This is a genomic window from Actinomadura livida, from assembly GCF_014648675.1.
In the GTDB taxonomy this organism is placed as follows: domain Bacteria; phylum Actinomycetota; class Actinomycetes; order Streptosporangiales; family Streptosporangiaceae; genus Spirillospora; species Spirillospora livida.
Genome location: NZ_BMRO01000006.1, coordinates 364,646 through 381,152, shown reverse-complemented (window position 1 = coordinate 381,152; position 16,507 = coordinate 364,646). Strand labels below are relative to the sequence as shown.

13 protein-coding genes and 3 tRNA genes are annotated in these 16,507 nt (G+C 72.7%); 3 read left to right on the top strand and 13 right to left on the bottom strand.

The window, feature by feature from the left end:
- Nucleotide 1: 1 nt before the first annotated feature.
- From IEZ03_RS16840 to IEZ03_RS16795, 10 genes are all read right to left on the bottom strand, one after another.
- Nucleotides 2–1,567 carry a class I adenylate-forming enzyme family protein gene (locus tag IEZ03_RS16840; RefSeq protein WP_184883447.1) on the bottom strand — a complete coding sequence of 522 codons (1,566 nt, stop codon included), beginning with the start codon at nucleotides 1,565–1,567 and terminating at the stop codon, nucleotides 2–4.
- The gene (locus IEZ03_RS16835) at nucleotides 1,564–1,869 is read right to left on the bottom strand and encodes an acyl carrier protein (RefSeq protein WP_184883464.1); all 306 of its coding nucleotides are present in this window, start codon (nucleotides 1,867–1,869) and stop codon (nucleotides 1,564–1,566) included. The genes IEZ03_RS16840 and IEZ03_RS16835 overlap by 4 nt, the downstream gene beginning before the upstream one ends.
- Nucleotides 1,870–1,883: 14 nt before the next feature.
- Complete coding sequence (locus tag IEZ03_RS16830) at nucleotides 1,884–2,339, bottom strand: PaaI family thioesterase (RefSeq protein ID WP_184883466.1); 456 nt, start codon at nucleotides 2,337–2,339, stop codon at nucleotides 1,884–1,886.
- A 20-nt stretch (nucleotides 2,340–2,359) separates the two neighbouring features.
- Nucleotides 2,360–3,832: an MFS transporter gene (locus IEZ03_RS16825; RefSeq protein WP_184883468.1), complete on the bottom strand. Its 1,473-nt coding sequence runs from the start codon at nucleotides 3,830–3,832 to the stop codon at nucleotides 2,360–2,362.
- The gene (locus IEZ03_RS16820) at nucleotides 3,829–5,364 is read right to left on the bottom strand and encodes an AMP-binding protein (protein ID WP_184883470.1); all 1,536 of its coding nucleotides are present in this window, start codon (nucleotides 5,362–5,364) and stop codon (nucleotides 3,829–3,831) included. Before IEZ03_RS16820 ends, IEZ03_RS16825 begins: the two co-directional genes overlap by 4 nt.
- A gap of 12 nt (nucleotides 5,365–5,376) precedes the next feature.
- Complete coding sequence (locus tag IEZ03_RS16815; protein WP_184883472.1) at nucleotides 5,377–7,449, bottom strand: oxidoreductase; 2,073 nt, start codon at nucleotides 7,447–7,449, stop codon at nucleotides 5,377–5,379.
- A 124-nt stretch (nucleotides 7,450–7,573) separates the two neighbouring features.
- Nucleotides 7,574–9,277 carry a B12-binding domain-containing radical SAM protein gene (locus IEZ03_RS16810; RefSeq protein ID WP_184890560.1) on the bottom strand — a complete coding sequence of 568 codons (1,704 nt, stop codon included), beginning with the start codon at nucleotides 9,275–9,277 and terminating at the stop codon, nucleotides 7,574–7,576.
- A gap of 643 nt (nucleotides 9,278–9,920) precedes the next feature.
- Nucleotides 9,921–9,995, bottom strand: a tRNA-Val gene (locus IEZ03_RS16805).
- A 31-nt stretch (nucleotides 9,996–10,026) separates the two neighbouring features.
- Nucleotides 10,027–10,097, bottom strand: a tRNA-Cys gene (locus IEZ03_RS16800).
- Nucleotides 10,098–10,138: 41 nt separating this feature from the next.
- Nucleotides 10,139–10,210 (bottom strand) — tRNA-Gly (locus IEZ03_RS16795).
- Between the two features lie 122 nt (nucleotides 10,211–10,332).
- On the opposite strand from IEZ03_RS16795, the gene IEZ03_RS16790 reads away from it, so the two are divergent.
- From IEZ03_RS16790 to IEZ03_RS16780, 3 genes are all read left to right on the top strand, one after another.
- Nucleotides 10,333–11,031, top strand: a complete 699-nt coding sequence (locus IEZ03_RS16790; protein WP_184883474.1) for an ArsR/SmtB family transcription factor — start codon at nucleotides 10,333–10,335, stop codon at nucleotides 11,029–11,031.
- 194 nt (nucleotides 11,032–11,225) lie between these two features.
- Nucleotides 11,226–12,062, top strand: coding sequence for an aminotransferase class IV (locus IEZ03_RS16785; protein ID WP_229808339.1), 837 nt, complete (start codon nucleotides 11,226–11,228; stop codon nucleotides 12,060–12,062).
- A gap of 77 nt (nucleotides 12,063–12,139) precedes the next feature.
- Entirely contained in the window at nucleotides 12,140–14,863 is a 2,724-nt protein-coding gene (locus IEZ03_RS16780) for a glycoside hydrolase family 38 N-terminal domain-containing protein (RefSeq protein ID WP_229808338.1), read from the top strand.
- Here the strand turns inward: IEZ03_RS16780 and ppgK are convergent.
- The 3 genes from ppgK to IEZ03_RS16765 form a co-directional block, all read right to left on the bottom strand.
- Entirely contained in the window at nucleotides 14,860–15,627 is a 768-nt protein-coding gene (gene ppgK, locus IEZ03_RS16775; RefSeq protein ID WP_184883476.1) for a polyphosphate--glucose phosphotransferase, read from the bottom strand. The genes IEZ03_RS16780 and ppgK overlap by 4 nt on opposite strands.
- Before the next feature lie 39 nt (nucleotides 15,628–15,666).
- Nucleotides 15,667–15,984, bottom strand: a complete 318-nt coding sequence (locus tag IEZ03_RS16770) for a DMT family transporter (RefSeq protein WP_184883479.1) — start codon at nucleotides 15,982–15,984, stop codon at nucleotides 15,667–15,669.
- Nucleotides 15,984–16,507: SDR family NAD(P)-dependent oxidoreductase (locus IEZ03_RS16765; protein WP_229808337.1), on the bottom strand; the 524-nt coding region annotated here is incomplete at its 5' end. The genes IEZ03_RS16770 and IEZ03_RS16765, both read right to left, overlap by 1 nt.

Sequence of the window (16,507 nt, the reverse complement as noted above, 5' to 3'; positions counted from 1 at the left end):
CTCATGTCCCGGCCCGCGGATCGCCGGCGGGGGCGCCCGCCGCGCCGCGGAGGCGGAAGCGGGCCAGCTTCCCGTTGACGGTGACGGGGAGCTCGCCGATGACCTCGACCCGGGACGGCCTCTTGTACGGCGCCAGGCCCGCCCGCAGCGCCGCCCGCACCGCCCTGCGGACCTCGTCCGGTCGGGCCGGGTCGCGCGGCACGACGTACACCGTGGCCTGCTCGAGGCCGGTGGAGTCGGTACTTCCGGCGACGGCGCAGTCGGCGACCGCGGGGAGCTCGCGGACCACCAGTTCGATCTCGGCCGGCGCGATCTTGTAGCCGCCGAGCAGGAGCATGTCGTCGGACCGGCCGACGTGGTGGAAGCCGCCGCCGGCCGCGCGGAACGCGATGTCCCCGGTGTAGACGCCGCCGTCGGCGAAGGTGCGGTCGTTGTCCTCGGGCCGGTTGAGGTAGCCGAGCGCGGCCGACTCCGCGGAGATGTGCAGCCGTCCGGGGACCTCGTCGCCGACCGGCCGTCCGGCGTCGTCGCGGACGGTCGCGGTCACCCCGGGGACCGGGAGCCCGATCGATCCGGGGTCGCCGGCCTTCCCCGGGCCCACGGCGGCCGCCACGACCGTGTGCAGGACCTCGGTCGCGCCGAACCCGTTGAGCAGGGGGACGTCGAAGGTCTCGGTGATGCGGGCGGCCAGGTCTTCCGGCAGGCGCTCCCCGGTGGCGACGGCCAGCCTCAGCGAGCCGGTCCCGATCGCCTTGCCCTGCTCCACGAGGCCGAGCAGACCGGCGTAGAGCCGGGGCACGGAGAACAGCACGGTCGGCCGGTGCTCCTCCAGCGCGGCCGCCACGGTGTAGGGATCCACCGGCCCGTCGAGCAGGACCGAGCTCGCCCCCGCCGCGTAGGGGAACAGCAGCGAGTTGCCGAACCCGTACCCGAAGGACAGTTTCGCCGTGGACAGCACGATGTCGTCCGGCGTGAGCGCCAGCACGCTGCCGACGCCGCGCAGGACCGCGTGGAACGCGCGCAGGCAGTGCCGCACGCCCCGGGGCCTGCCGGTGCTGCCGGAGGTGTACTGGACCAGCAGCTCGTCGGTCTCGCCGAAGCGGGCCGGGGGGACCGCGGCCGGGCCCGCCTGCGCGGGGCCGAGCTCGGTGCGCAGCCCGATGCGGCGCGCCGCCCGCCGCTCGGCGTCGATGGCGTCCAGCTCGGCCCGCAGCGCCGCCCGGTGCCCGGGGGAGACGTTCAGCTCGGCGAACTCCGCCTCGCTGTCGCGCACGATGAAGCCGATCTCCGCGGGCCGGAGCATCGGGTGGACCAGGATGGGCACGCACCCGTGCCACCACAGGGCGAGCACGGCGGTGACCGCCGCGACGCAGTCGTCGGAGACGACGACCGAGCGGCAGCCGGGCCGCACCCCGGCGGCGCGCAGGCGCCCGGCGTACGCCGTCACCGCCTCCCGCATGTCCGCGTAGGTGACCTCGCCCGCCCGGCGGTCCACGCCGCAGACCCGGTCGCCGGCGTGGCCGAGCAGCAGCGACTCGACCGGGTTCGTGATCCTGGTGGACTTCATGGCACCCGGTGCCGCTCGTCGAGCAGCCGCATCACGTCGCGGACGCTGTCGATCTCCGCCGCGTCCGCCGGGGCGAACTCCGCGTCGCAGGCGCGCTCCAGTGCCACGATGAACTCCGCCTTCTGCAGCGAGTCCATTTCCAGTTCCACATGGAACGACGTTTCGCTCTCGACTTCGGTGACATTGACCTCCAGGACGTTCGCCACCATTTCCCGCACATCCCGGTCGGTTATCATCGACATCTTCTTCTCCTTCGCCGCGACGGCGCCGGCGCGCAGGTGACGGTCCGGCGGATCGAGCACCGGGGGCATCCGGGTCATCGCTGAGCTCTGATGATGGCTTCGCTGACGAACGACTCGCTGGTCACGCTCCCGCCCTGCAGCAGCGAGACCCGCACATCGGCGGAGCGCTCGCTCATCGAGTCGAGTTCGGCTTCCGCGCACACGTCTCCCGGACGCGTCGGCGCCTGATAACGCACGTCCAGCCGGGTCGTGGCGAACATCATGTCGTCCTGCAGCAGGGTGTACATGACGAAACCGGCGGCCTGGTCATGGATGCTGGAGACGTGGCCGCCGAAGACCACGCCAGGTTCCACGCAGAGATCTTCGGGAATGGCGAAATTGACCCTGACGAACCCTTCCCGCCATTCCATCGCGACGACCTGAAGGGACAGGCGCCGCACGAAGGCCGGGATCGGGACGGTGCGCGCCGCGATCTCGTCGAGCATCTTCTGCCGCGCCGTCAGGGCGCCTGACCGCGAGGATCCGTCCACGGGCGTTCCCGCCTTTCCCGTCATGAGGCCGACCCGTGGCCGCCGGTGCGGCCACCGTGTGCGAGGAGGAGGACGAGCGCCGACGCCAGCGCGAAGGCCGTCATCGCCACGGCCGTGCCGAGCATCATGTCCGTCCGCAGTGCCGGATATCCCAGCTCCGCCAGCTCTCCGCGGAAGCCGCGGAAGAAGGCCAGCCCGATCACGGCCACGCCCAGCGAGGAGCCGATCTGCTGCGCGGTGGAGAGCACCCCCGACGCCGCTCCGGTGTCGTCGTGCCGGACCCGGGCCAGCACGAAGTTCAGCAGGGGGCCGATCACCAGCCCCAGCCCGAGGCCGGTGAACAGCATCGCCGGGGTCATGGCCGCCCCGAGGCGCCGGCCCGAGCCGCTCAGGCCCATCGTGATGATCATGAAAGCGCTCCCGGCGGCGCAGATGACGCAGCCGGCGAGCAGGGTGCGCAGCGCGGTGAAGCGCGCCACGATCCGCGCCGAGCACAGGGAGGTGACCGTGCTTCCCAGCGCGTACGGCGCCATCGCCGCGGCCGTCGCGAACGCGCCGTACCCGAGCCCGTACTGGAGGGTGATGGAGTAGTAGAGGAAGAACGGCACGACCGCGGAGAAGAACACCAGGTACATGGCCACGCCCACTCGGAAGGCCGGATCGGTCCACAGGCCCGGTCGCAGCAGCGGTGCCTTCCCCTGCCGTTCGAGCGCCGACTCCAGCCGGAGGAAGACGCCCAGCAGCACGGGGGCGCACAGCAGGAGCAGCCACCCCCACAGCGGCCAGCCCCGGTCGCGGCCGATCGTGAGCGGCACCAGGAGGGCGACCAGCAGCAGGACGACGGTGAGCGAGCCCGCGTAGTCCAGCCGGAGGCGCATCCCCTTGTGCGCCGGCACCATCCGGGGCGCCAGCGCGATCAGCACGAAGCCGACCGGGAGATTGATCAGGAAGATCAGGCGCCACTGCGTCCCGGCGATGTCCGCGGCGATGAGCAGCCCGGCGATGATCGGGCCGGCGATCGTCGCGGCGCTCACCACCGCGCCCAGCAGCGCGAACGCGCGCCCGCGCCGCTCCTCGGCTATCGCGATGCGCAGGGTCGCGATGATCTGCGGATACAGCACGGCCGCGGAGAGGCCCTGCCACACCCGGCCGGCGATCAGCTCGCCCGGCCCCTGCGCCACGCCGCACGCGAGGCTGGCCAGCGTGAAGGACACGGCGCCGATCATGAACATGCGCCGCCTGCCGTACAGGTCGCCCAGCCGCCCCCCGGTGATGAGCATCACCGCGTAGGCGACCACATAGCCCGCGACCATCAGCTGCACGTCCGGCACGCTCGCCCCGATGTCCCGCTGGATGCTCGGGATGGCGACGTTCACGATCGAGGTGTCGGCGAGCAGCATGAAGGCGGCGGCGAGGACGAGCGTCACCGCCCTTCTCTCCGGCGGCGGGAACCGGCCCGACACCGGGACGCCCGACGCCACCGGGCCGCTCATCCGGCGGCCCCGTGCGACGGGAGCCGGTGCCGCCGGACCTTCATCGTGCCGGTGAGCGGGAGCTCCTCCCATGGCCGGTGGTCGACCCGGGTGCCGTCCGGCAGTTCCGCCGCGCGGCGGGCGCGCCGCCACCGGTCCTCGTCCAGCGGCTTGCCGTCGGCCGTGGCCACCACCGCGGTGGGCGTCCCGTCCACGGCGACGATCACGACCTCGGCCAGCTCCGGCAGCTCGTCGAGCAGGACGTCCTCGGCGCGGAGGGTGCTGGGCACGCCGGGGACCCGGTCCAGCCGCCGGTCGTGCAGTTCCAGCCGCCCGTCCGGGCGGAGCAGGCCGATGTCGCCCATGGGCCACCACGTGTCGCGGCCGGGCAGCGGTGCCCGCCCGAGCATCGACTCGGCGCGGGCGGGGGTGCGGACCTCGATGTGCCCCTGTGTGCCGGCCGGAAGCTCCGCCCCGGTGTCGTCCACGATGCGGAGCTCCATCCCGGGGAGTGCCGCGCCCACGACCCGCGAGTCCCGCAGCCCCAGCTCCCGGACGTCGGAACGCGTGGTCGTCAGCAGCGTGACCGGGCCGGTCTCGGTCTGCCCGTACGCCTGGACGAAGGTCGGATTCGGATGGTCGGACGCCTCCAGCAGCGTCCGCAGCGTCCGCGGGTGGATCGCGTCGAAGCTGCTGACGTAGCGCTCGACCGTGCTGAACGGATTCGGCGCCTCGCGTGCCAGCCCTTCCCAGCGCAGGAACATGTTGGGCTGGGCTTCCAGCGTCTCCGGCCGGTACCGCAGGAGCGCCTCGCGGACCGAGGACGGCTCCGAGGAGCAGATGCCGAGGAACGGCAGTCCCGCGTTCAGCGCCGTGAGGAGCCCGGTCGACATCCGCACATGCACGAAGGACAGGCACTTCGCGCTGATCCCGGCGTATTTCAGCGACCGCACCACGTTCATCTGGGGGGCCACGTGGGCGTACAGGGAGTCCACCGTGTGCACCAGCATCTTGGGCTTTCCGGTGGTCCCGGACGAATGCGTGATGAGGGTCGGCGCCGTGCCGTCGCGGACGGTCACCTGGTGCGGCGCCGACTCGCCGAGCTCGACCGCCCCCGGCAGTGCCGTTCCGGGGGTGAGCGTGAGGACGCGGGAGACGACCGCACCGAGCCGGTCCCGCCAGGGACGGAGGACCTCGGCGCCCTCCGCGTCGACCAGGAGGCAGGGCCGCTTCAGGTCCTTGAGGGAGTCCAGCAGATGGGCCGGTTCCATCTTCGCCGACAACAGCGCGGGCAGCGCGCCGATGCGGACGGCGGCGCACTGGATCGCCTGGATGTCGAAGTGGTTCGACTTGACCAGGGCGACCACCTCGTCCGGCCGCACTCCCGCGCACCACAGCCGGTCGGCGTAGTCCGCGACCACGGCCGCGAAGTCGGCCACCGTCTCGGGGGTGCGGCAGGCCGAGACCCACGGCGAGTCCGCGCACAGGGTGGTCGCGCCATGGTGCTCTGCGGAGCTTTCCGGCAGGACGCCGAGATCTGCGATGGGTGGCACGGCATTTCCTCGCTACGACGGTTCCTTCAACAGGGACTGGTCCGGTGTCCCGCACGGCGCGGGCCTGAGTGAATCCTCCGCCTGCCGGTCGACCACGCACAGGTCCGCGTGCCCCGCCAGGACGATCGTGTCGACATCGGCCGCGGAGATCGAGCCCTCCGCGATCACGGCGAAGCCGCTCCGGCGCCCGGCCTGGTTCCGGATCCGGTCGGCGTACACGTCCCCGCCGGCCCGCGTGCCGGAGGTGACGTGCACCGCCGTCGCGCCGCGCGCCGCGAGCTCGTTGGCGGTCTCGGCCAGCGCGTCGGCGCCGTCCCCGCCCGGGTACCGCCCCGCCGGCGAGATGCGCACGCTGACCGGCCGCTCGGCGGGCCATTCGGCGCGTATCGCGTCGAGCACCCCGAGCGGGTAGCGGAGCCGGTCGCGCGGCGCGCCGCCGTTCCCGCCCGGTTCGCCGGCGGGCGGGGACGGCAGCGGGGAGAGCCGGCGGTCGTCGGCCCAGTCCAGTTCCAGCAGGTCGAACACGGCGGCGGCCCGCCGGGCCGCGGCGGCGAACGCGCGCTGCAGGTCGGCCAGGGGCACGGCGGCGCCGTCCGGGCCGTAGTAGCCGAGCTGCACACCGATCTTCGCCCGCGAGTTCGCGTGGACGAAGCGTGCGATCCGCCGCCACTCGGCCGCCTGCTCACCGGTGTACAGCCCGGCCCCGCCGGTGGCGGCCGCGCCCTCGGCGGACACGGCCACCGGACCGGCCAGCATCAGCCCGGCGCCGCGCAGCGCAGCGCCGCCCAGGTGCACGAGATGGAGGTCTCCCGGCACACCGTCCCGGACGGGGCGCGCCTCGCCGGGGGCGACCACGACGCGGTTGGCCAGCTCCAGGCCGCCGAGCGTGCACGGCTGGAGCATCGGCGGGCCCGGCCGCCCGCCGGCCGCGCGGGCGAACCACCGCTCCGCCCGCGCGACGAACCCGGGGTCGCGCCGGCGCATCCCCGCGTACGACACGCGGCGGCTGCGGGTCAGGAGGTTCACCGCGAACTGCTGCGGGTGCTGATGGGTGTAGCGGTCGATGCCCTCGAACCACTCCCGGCTGGCCCGCGCCGCGCGCTGGAGGGAGCCGACCGCCGGGCGGCGTGCGGCCTCGTACGCGGCCAGGGCGGCCTCCGCGTCCGGCTGCTCCCGCAGGCTGCCGGCCAGTGCCGACGCGTCGTCCATCGCGAGCTTGGTGCCGGAGCCGATGGAGAAATGCGCCGTGTGCGCCGCGTCGCCGAGCAGCACGACGTTGCGGTGCCGCCAGGTCTCGCACCGCACGGTGGGGAACCGCAGCCAGCGGGAGTTGTTCCCGGACAGTTCGTGTCCGTCCAGGATGTCCTTGCACAGCTCGGCGATGATGCCGATCGACCGCTCGTCGCTCTCCCCGGGCGGGAGCTGCGCGGCGGCGGCGTCGGCGAACCCGGCCGCGCGCCAGGCGTCCTCGGACAGCTCCACTATCAGGGTGCTGCTCTGACCGGAGTCAGGGTAGGCGTGCACCTGCACGGCCCCGCCCGGCGTGTCCACGACGTAGAACTTGAAGGAGTCGAGCGCCAGGTCGGTGCCCAGCCAGATGTACCGGCATCTCCCCGTCTGCACCGTCGGACGGAAGGTTTCGGCGTATCGCGCCCGGCTCGGCGAGTTCACCCCGTCGGCGGCGACGACGACGTCGTGGCCGGCGGCGAGGGCGTCGACATCGGTGATCTCGCTGCCGTAGCGCACCGGTACGCCGAGTTCGGCGCAGCGCCGCTGCAGGACGGTGAGCAGCCCGGTACGGCTCATCGCGGCGAATCCGTTCCCGCCCGCCGTGAACGCGGTGCCTCGGTAGTGCACGTCGATGTCGTCCCAGCGGGCGAGCATCGGACGCATCGCGGGCAGGAGGGCCGGATCGGCCAGCTCGATCGCGTCCAGTGCCTGGTCGGACAGCACCACTCCGAACCCGAAGGTCTCGCTGGGAGCGTTCCGCTCCCAGACGGTGATCTCGCGCGCGATGCCATGCCGGCGGGCCAGTGCGCTGAAGTACAGCCCACCGGGACCCCCGCCGATTACAGCGATCCGCACCTCGACCTCCTCCGCACTGGTACCCACGCCGCCTTTGGCCACGGTGCTCCGGTCGCCTGCCTGCTGCCCGCGGCCGACCGGAACGGCCAGCCGCCTCCGCTCGGACAGGCGACGGGGAGTCCGTTCACGTGCCGCCCGCCGGAGACGACGCGGCCGGCGATGCCCGGCACGCCTCGATCATCTGCTGGGGGACGGTGGCGTCGTCGAACCACCGTCCGCCGAGCGGCCGGGGGACCGGCATGATCTGGTCGTTGGTGTAGGCCAGGATCTTGCGGTTGTAGCGGCGGATCTCGTCCCGCAGCGCCGCCGGCAGCCTCTTGTCGAGTTCCAGGGCACGTTCCATCTCCGCGAGGAGCTGCCGGGTCTCGTCGATGGTCCGCAGGACGGCCTTGCAGAACCCGACCGGGAGTACCCCGTGCTCGCCCTTGATCTCCACGAGGCGGGCGATCGCGTCGTAGGAGACGTCCTGGAGCTGGCGCCTGTCCAGCCAGCGGGTCTCGTAGTTCAGGCGCCGGTGCCACAGCGGCTCGACCATGGCCCGCCGGTGCTCCTCCAGCGTCCGGTGGTGAATGCGGTAGCCGTGCTTTTCCGGCTCTTCGAAGAACTGGGAGCCCGGGTCGAGGAACGGCACCATCGGGCAGATGAGCGGCAGGGCGGCCCAGCCCCCGAACTTGCGGATCAGCCGCTCGGCGTAGGAGATCGTGTCCATCACCGACTGCCGGTCCTGGTACGGCATTCCGATGAAGAACCAGATCATGATGCCTTTGACGCCGGCGTCCAGGGCGCGGGGAATCCACTCCTCCATCTGCTCCATGGTGTAGTTCCCGCGACCGGCCGCCGCACTGATCTTCAGGTCGTGCGACTCGGGGGAGAGCATGATGTACGCGTCCGTGGACTCGCCCATCTTCTTGAGGATGTCGGGCGGCGTCAGGCTGAACTGCTCGAAGTGCACGCTCTTGTATCCGAGTTCTTTCACGGCGTCCAGGTACTGGTGCATCCGGGTCCGGTTCTCGGAGTAGCACTGGAGCGCGTATATCGAGCTGCGCTTCGCCGCCTCCCTCATCGTGCGGAGCTCTTCGATGACGAGGTCGTTGTCCTTCTGTATCAGCGTCTTGCGGACGCCCATCATGTTCCGGTACGCGAACCGCGATCCGCCGCACCAGCCGCAGTCATGCGCGCAGCCGGTGTTGGGCAGGGTCATGATGAGCTTCGACTCCGACGAGCCCGCGCCCGGCGCGTCGCGGTAGTACGACCAGTCGTTGCGCACATTGTTGTAATCGGCGTCCGGCTTGTGCGAGAAGCCGGTGGCCTGGACCTCGCCGCCGGCCTTGTACAGCAGGTTCGGGATGGAGCGGAAGTCCCTGCTGCCCTGCCGGACTTTGGTGACGAGCTCGGTCACGGGTTCGAGGGTGTCGTAGCCCTGGACGACGACGTCGACGCTCGGGTATTCGATCAGCTGGTCGGCGTAGTAGGTCGCCGAGATGCCGCCGAAGACGGTGAGGGCCTCGGGGTGCACCTTCTTCACGAGCGCCGCGAGTTCCACCGAGCCTTGGCAGTGCGCCATCCAGTGCAGGTCGAACCCGAAGATCGGCGCCTCGAAGCGGGCGAGCAGGCGCTCGACGTCCAGCCCGGGATGCATGAGCATCAGCGAGGCGACGTTCACGATCTTGGTGTCGAAGCCGTGCTCGGCGAGCCGCTGCTGTATCGAGAACCAGCCGATCGGGTAAATCTCGTAGACCGAGGTGACATTGACGCTGTCGCTGTCGCTCAGATAGGCGAACAGCATGTCGTCGCGCTCGCGGAAGTCGAAGACGCTGGGCGCGTGCAATAAGAAGAGGTCGGCTTCAAGTCGTGACGTCGATTGCTGGTTCATAAGAGTTTTCGCGCTCTCCGTGGTCGACGATCACTCAGCATGGGATTGACTATTCTTCGCTGGACTGAGCTTGTCAAGGGCCCCCGGGCAAGCTGTTCGAATGATCTTAAGGTGGCACTTCTGGGCTGCGATGATACGCACTTTGAAGATCATTTGGACAAATCCAATGGCACCGTTTGATCGGAGAGTCGCCGCCGTCGCACAATACGTGGTTTCGGATCCCCGGTGGATCTGCCGGGTTCTCGACCTGATCACGCTGGTCACGGACTTGTCGCGGTGGCCAGGTTCAGTCAGTGACGCGGTGGGGCCCATGTTGGCCCTGAAGTCGGCAGAAGCCCGGCATTGCCGGATGGCTCTGTTGTTGTGCCGCGGCACAACGCTGATAACCCCATTTTGGGCGGTGTCACATCGCCGATATGCCGACGCCTTCGCCCGCGGTGAACGGCGGGTGCCGCCGCCCGGTCATCGGGCGGCCGCACGCGGGCGGGCCGACTGGGACGGGCCGGCTGGGACCGGGGGAGCGGCGTGCTCCCGATCGGCCCCCGGCTTCCGTGGGACGACGAAGCCCAGGCCGGCTGGAGCCTGACCTGGGCTGGTGTGGTGGGCGATACTGGGATTGAACCAGTGGCCTCTACCGTGTCAAGGTAGCGCTCTCCCACTGAGCTAATCGCCCGCACGCGGCCTCGGGGGGAGACCCGGCGTTGAGGTGGAGACGGGATTTGAACCCGTGTACACGGCTTTGCAGGCCGTTGCCTCGCCTCTCGGCCACTCCACCAGAAGGAGACCCTCTGGTTCACAGCCTGAAAGGCCCCTCAGAGCGGAAGACGGGATTTGAACCCGCGACCCTCACCTTGGCAAGGTGATGCTCTACCCCTGAGCCACTTCCGCGTGCGCCCTGCGGCGACGGGAAAACCTTAGCGCGTCCGGCGCGGTTCCCCAAACCGGTTTCCGGCGGGGCGTGCCGGATCCTTCGACGGCGGTCGAAGGATGGGGCGCCTAGGGTCGGTCTTATGGAGCGAGCCCGGGGTGTGGACATCGCGCCGGTCGCGGCGCTGCTGGGCGACCGGACGCGCGCGGCGATGCTGACGGCGCTGCTGGACGGGCGCCCGCTGGCCGCGGGGGAGCTGGCGCGGGCGGCCGGGGTGAGCGCGCAGACGGCGAGCGCCCACCTGGGGCGGCTGCTGGACGGCGGCCTCGTCACGGTGGTCCGGCAGGGGCGGCACCGGTACTACCGGCTGCGGGGCAGGGAGGTCGCGCAGGTCATCGAGGCGCTGTCGCGGATCGGCCCGCCGGTGGAGGTGCGCAGCCTGCGGCAGTCGCGGGACGCGCGGCGGCTGCGCGAGGCGCGCACCTGCTACGACCACCTCGCCGGCGAGGCGGGGGTGGCGCTCTTCGCGGCGCTGGTCGGCGGGGGCCTCATCGAGCCGGCCGGGCCGGACGCGTACGAGGTGACCGCGAAAGGGGAGGAGCGGCTGACCGCGCTCGGCCTCGACCTGGCGGCGCTGCGCGGGGCGCGGCGGCGGTTCGCGTGGGAGTGCCTCGACTGGACGGAGCGGCGCCCGCACCTGAACGGCGCGCTGGGGGCGGCGCTCACCGGGCGGATGCTCGAGCTGGGCTGGTTCGAGCGCGGGACGACGCGCCGGGCGCTCGCCGTGACCGAGGCGGGGCACCGGGGCCTCGCGGACTCGTTCGGCTGCGTGCTGGCGTGAACCTGCCCGAAGAACTCGAACCCGTCCCCTGAGGACCGTACTGTGGGGCCGTACGGCCGGGTCGACGCGGACTCCCGCCGCACCGGACGGAGGCCGGCCGGCATCGGCCCCGGCATCGCACGGGCGCGTTCGAGCCGCCTGGCGAGCGGCAACGGAACCGGGCCGGAGGCGGCCCGGCAGGGAGGTGGCTTCCGGTGACGGACCAGGCCAGGATCTGGCTGAACGGGGAACTGCTCGAACCCGAGCGGGCGGTGGTGTCGGTCTTCGACCACGGCATGCTCGTCGGCGACGGGATCTTCGAGACGGTGAAGGCGACGAACGGGGAGCCGTTCGCGCTGACCCGGCACCTGCGGCGGCTGGCCCGTTCGGCGGCCGGCCTCGGCCTGCCCGAACCCGACCACGACACGGTGGCCCAGGGGACCCTGGAGGTGCTGGCGGCGGCGCCGAAGTGGCCGCTCGCCCGCATCCGGATCACCTACACCAGCGGCCCCGGGCCGCTCGGCTCGAACCGCGGCGACGCCGGGCCGACCCTGTCGATCATCGCGGGACCGCAGGACCCGTTCCCCCCGGCGGCGGACGTGACGGTCGTGCCGTGGCCGCGCAACGAGCGGGGCGCGCTGTCCGGCCTCAAGACCACCTCGTACGCGGAGAACGCGCTGGCCCTCGCCTACGCGAAGGAGCGCGGCGGCGGCGAGGCGATCTTCGGCAACCTCGCCGGGAACCTGTGCGAGGGGACGGGCAGCAACATCTTCGTCGTCCTCGGCGGGCGCCTGGTCACGCCGCCGCTGTCGTCGGGCTGCCTCGCCGGGGTGACCCGCGCGCTGACCCTGGAGTGGTTCGGCGGCGAGGAGGAGGACCTCGCGCTCGACGACCTGTACCGGGCCGACGAGGCGTTCCTGACGTCCACGACGCGGGACGTCCAGCCGATCCGGGCCGTGGACGGAACGGTCCTCCCGGCCGCGCCGGGCCCGGTCACCGCGAAGGCGATGGAGGCGTTCGCGGCCCGCTCCGCCGAGCTGATGGACCCCTGACGGGGAGGTTTCCGCGCCTCGTCCCGCAGGGCACGTAGCCGGTACACGGTGAGCCACGAGAACGAGGTGATCGCGCTGTGCCGGTGAACGCGGAACGGGCCCCGGAGATCGTCGTCGTTCCCCACACCCACTGGGACCGCGAGTGGTACCTGCCGTTCCAGCGCTTCCGGCTCCGGCTGGTGTCGCTGCTCGACGGCGTCATCGGCGGCATGGAGGCCGACCGGCGCTGGCGCTTCACGCTGGACGGGCAGATGGCGGCGGTCGACGACTACCTGGAGATCCGTCCCGAACGGCGCGAGCGGCTCGAGGCGCTCGTCCGGGAGGGGCGGCTCGCCGTCGGCCCCTGGCAGATCCTCCACGACGAGTTCCTGTGCTCCGGGGAGAACATCGTCCGGAACCTGGAGACGGGGATGCGCCGCGCCGAGGAGATGGGCGCGGTGATGATGGTCGGCTACCTGCCCGACCAGTTCGGGCACTGCGCGCAGACGCCGCAGATCCTCCGGGGCGCCGGCATCGAGCACGCGTGCGTGTGGCGCGGCGTCCCCGGCGAGGTCCGGGCCAGCGCGTTCGCGTGGGAGGCCCCGGACGGGACGGCGGTCCGCACCCAGTACCTCCCCGAGGGCGGCTACGGCAACGCCGCGTCGATGTTCGAGGAGTTCCCGGGCGGCGCCGCGCCGGCGCTGCCCGGCCGCGTCGCGGGGTTCGCGGAGTCGATGGGCCGCTGGTATCCGCGCGGCGGCCCGCTGCTGGCCATGTACGGCGCCGACCACACCGCGCCCGCCCCCGACCTCGCCGAGCGGATCGCCGAGGCCCCGGGCATGCGCATGGAGACCCTCGGCGGCTACTTCGCGGCGCTGGACCCGTCGGTGGACGGCCTCCCGCGCGTCCGCGGTGAGCTGCGGTCGCACGCGCGGGCGAACATCCTGCCCGGCGTGATCTCCGCGCGCGTCCACCTCAAGGAGGCGATGGGACGCGCCGAGCGGCTGGTCGAGCGGTACGCCGAGCCGCTGGCCGCGCTCTGGTACGCGGGGGACGCGCGCCGGTTCCTCGACCTGGCGTGGCGGCGGCTGATCGAGGTGAGCTGCCACGACTCGGTCACCGGCTGCGGCAGCGACGAGACCGCCGAGCAGGTCGCGGCCCGGATGGCGGAGGCGGAGCAGCTCGGACGCGCCGTCTGCGACCTCGTCACCGCCGAGCGCGCCGCCGCGGTGCCGCTCGGCTCGCATCTCGTGTTCAACCCGACCCCGGCCCCGCGCACCGGCCTGGTCACGCTGGACGTCCCGGCGGACGGCGAGCCCGGCCTGGTGACCGGCGACGGCCGCCCGGTGCCCGTGCAGACCCTTGAGGTCGCGCCGACCGTGCTGGACGACGCCGTCCACCCGGCGTCCCGCCTGCCGGTCCTGCTGGAGCGGGTCTACGGGAGGGTGCTGTTCGGGCAGGAGATCCGCGACTGGACGGTGTCCAGGGAGGACCGGACGCTCACCTTCCGCGTGACGGCCCGCTCCACCGTGCCGTTCGACCTAGGCGCGGTGCGGGAGGCGCTGCGCGGCGCGGAGGGGGACTGGCGCGTCAGGATCCTGGCCGACCCGCGCCGCACCGTCGCCGCGCTGGTGGACGTGCCCGCGCTGGGCCTGGCCACCGTCCGGCCCGTCCCGCCGGCGAGCGCCTCGCCGGACACCCCGGTGGTCGCGGAGGGGAACGTCCTGGACAACGGCCTTCTGCGCGCCGAGGTGAACGCCGACGGGACGCTCCGGGTGCGCACCCCGTCCGGCGGGGCCGTCGAAGGCATCGGGCGGATCGTGGACGGCGGCGACCTCGGCGACACCTACAACCACGCCCCGCCCGCCGCCGACCGCCTCGTCGAGGACCCCCTCTCGGTGGCCGTGCGGCCCGTCTGGAGCGGTCCCCTCGTCGCCGCCTGCGACATCGTCCGGACCTACCGGTGGCCGGCGTCCGGGGACGCGGAGGCCGATGCCCGGTCCGCGGCCGAGGAGGACGTCACCGTCACCATTCGCGCCGAGCTCCGCGCCGGTGAACCCTTCCTGCGGCTGCGCGTCACGTTCGACAACCGCTGCGAGGACCACCGCGTCCGGCTGCACCTGCCGCTGCCGCGCCGGGCCGCCACGTCGTTCGCCGAGGGGCAGTTCGCGGTCACCGAGCGGGGGCTGACGGCGGAGGGCGGGTTCGGGGAGCGTCCCGTCCCGACGTTCCCGGCGTCGGGGTTCGCCGCCGCGGGCGGGCTCGCGGTCCTGCTGGAGCACGTCACCGAGTACGAGGTCGTCGGCGGCGGGCGCGAGATGGCGCTGACGCTGCTGCGGTCCGTCGGCTACCTGTCGCGGGACCGCAACGCCTACCGCGACCAGCCCGCCGGGCCGCAGCTGCCGACGCCGCGGGCCCAGTGCCGCGGCGAGCGCACGGCCGCGTTCGCGGTCATGCCCTACGCCGGCGAACGGCCCGGCCCCGCCGTCCTGCGGGCCGCCGAGGCGTACCGGCACGACCTGCTCACCGCCACCGGATACGGGCACGCCGCCGCGGCCGCGCCGCCGTCCCGGGAGGGCGTCGCGATCACCGGCGACGGCGTCGCCATGACGTCCCTGCGCGGCCGCGACGGCTGGATCGAGACCCGGGTCGTCGCCCTGCGGGACGAGCCGGCCACGGCCGTCCTGCGCGGCCCGTTCACCGAGGCGGCCCGCGCCGACCTGCGCGGACGCCCCGGCGAACCGCTCGACGTGCAAGACGGCACGGTCTCCCTTGCCCTGCGCCCATGGGAGATCGCGACCGTACGGCTGAAAACGGCCTAGCGCTTCCGGCGGGCGGCCTTCTGCGCGTCGGCCGCCGCCATCGCGGCGCCCACGATGCCCGCGTGGTTCACGAGCCGCGCCGCGACGATCTCCGCCCGCACGCCCTCGATCAGCGGGAGGAAGCGCTCGGAGCGCTTGCTCACCCCGCCGCTCACGATGATCAGCGACGGGGAGAGCAGCGCCTCCAGCCGGGCCATGTACGTGCTGAGCCGCCCGGCCCATTCCGCCCAGCCGAGCTCCTCCTCGTCGCGGGCCTTCGCCGACGCGCGCAGCTCGGCGTCCTCCCCGTCGATCTCGATGTGCCCGAACTCGGTGTTCGGCACGAGGACGCCTTCGGTGAACAGCGCGCTGCCGATGCCCGTCCCGAGCGTCAGCAGGAGCACGGTGCCGCCCCGGCCGCGGCCCCGGCCGAGCCGCATCTCCGCCAGCCCGGCCGCGTCGGCGTCGTTGAGCAGGGTGACCTCCCGGCCGGTGGCGTCGGCGAGCAGCGACGCCGCGTCCAGCCCGATCCACTGCTTGGCCACGTTCGCCGCCGACATCGTCACGCCGTCCACCACCACGCCGGGATAGGTGACGCCGACCGGGCCGTCCCACCCGAAATGCCTCACGACCTCGGCGACGACCTTCGCGACCGCCTTCGGCTTGGCCGGCCGCGGCGTGGCGACCCGGTAGCGCTCCTGGACGAACGAACCGTCCGAAAGGTCGACCGGGGCACCCTTGATCCCCGACCCGCCGATGTCGATCCCCAGCATCTCCTTGGTCATGCACCTACTCTGCCCCAACCAGGGCCTGGCGGTGCGGTCTCAGTTCTCCCCGAGCTGGAGCCCGACCACGCCGACGAGGATGAGCGTCAGGCAGAGCAGACGGGTCGGCGACGTGCTCTCGTTCAGCGCGAGGATGCCCACCAGCGCGACGCCGACGGCGCCCAGGCCGGTGAACACCGCGTAGGCCGTGCCGATCGGCAGGTCGCGCAGCGACAGCGTCAGGATGACGACGCTCAGCAGCGCCACCGTCAGCCCGATGACGGTGGGCCAGAGCCTCGTGAACCCGTCCGACTGCTTCAGCGCCGTCGCCCACACCATCTCCATCAGCGAGGCGACCAGCAGATATATCCAGGCCATCACGCCGTGTATCCCCCGTCGACCGGGATCGACGCACCGGTCACGTAGTCGCCTCCCGGGCCCGCCAGATGCGCCACGACCGCCGCGACCTCCCCGGGGTGCCCGTACCGCCCGAGCGCGGTGAACCCGCGCTCGAACTCCGCGTCCGCGCCGTCGGCCGGGTTCATCTCGGTGTCGGTCGGGCCCGGCTGCACCACGTTCACGGTGATTCCGCGCGGGCCGAGGTCGCGGGCCAGCCCCCGGGTGAGCCCGCTCAACGCGGCCTTGCTCATCGCGTACAGCGTCCACCCGGGGTAGGGGACGCGCTCGGCGAGGCTGCTGCCGATGTTGACGACGCGCCCGCCCGGCCCGAAGTGGCGGGCCGCGGCCTGCGCCGCGACGAACGCCGCCCGGACGTGGATCGCCAGCGTCCGGTCCAGTTCCTCGGCCCCCACCTCTTCCAGCGGCCCGAACGGCGCGATCCCGGCGTTGTTGACCAGGATGTCGAGGCGCCCGAACGCGGCGGCCGCCCGGTCCACCGCGG

Excerpts from the sequence above, each read along its gene's own strand:
- IEZ03_RS16840 (WP_184883447.1), bottom strand. The coding sequence starts at position 1,567 with ATGAAGTCCACCAGGATCACGAACCCGGTCGAGTCGCTGCTGCTCGGC.
- IEZ03_RS16825 (WP_184883468.1), bottom strand. The coding sequence starts at position 3,832 with ATGAGCGGCCCGGTGGCGTCGGGCGTCCCGGTGTCGGGCCGGTTCCCG.
- IEZ03_RS16790 (WP_184883474.1), top strand. The coding sequence starts at position 10,333 with ATGGAGCGAGCCCGGGGTGTGGACATCGCGCCGGTCGCGGCGCTGCTG.
- ppgK (WP_184883476.1), bottom strand. The coding sequence starts at position 15,627 with ATGACCAAGGAGATGCTGGGGATCGACATCGGCGGGTCGGGGATCAAG.
- IEZ03_RS16770 (WP_184883479.1), bottom strand. The coding sequence starts at position 15,984 with ATGGCCTGGATATATCTGCTGGTCGCCTCGCTGATGGAGATGGTGTGG.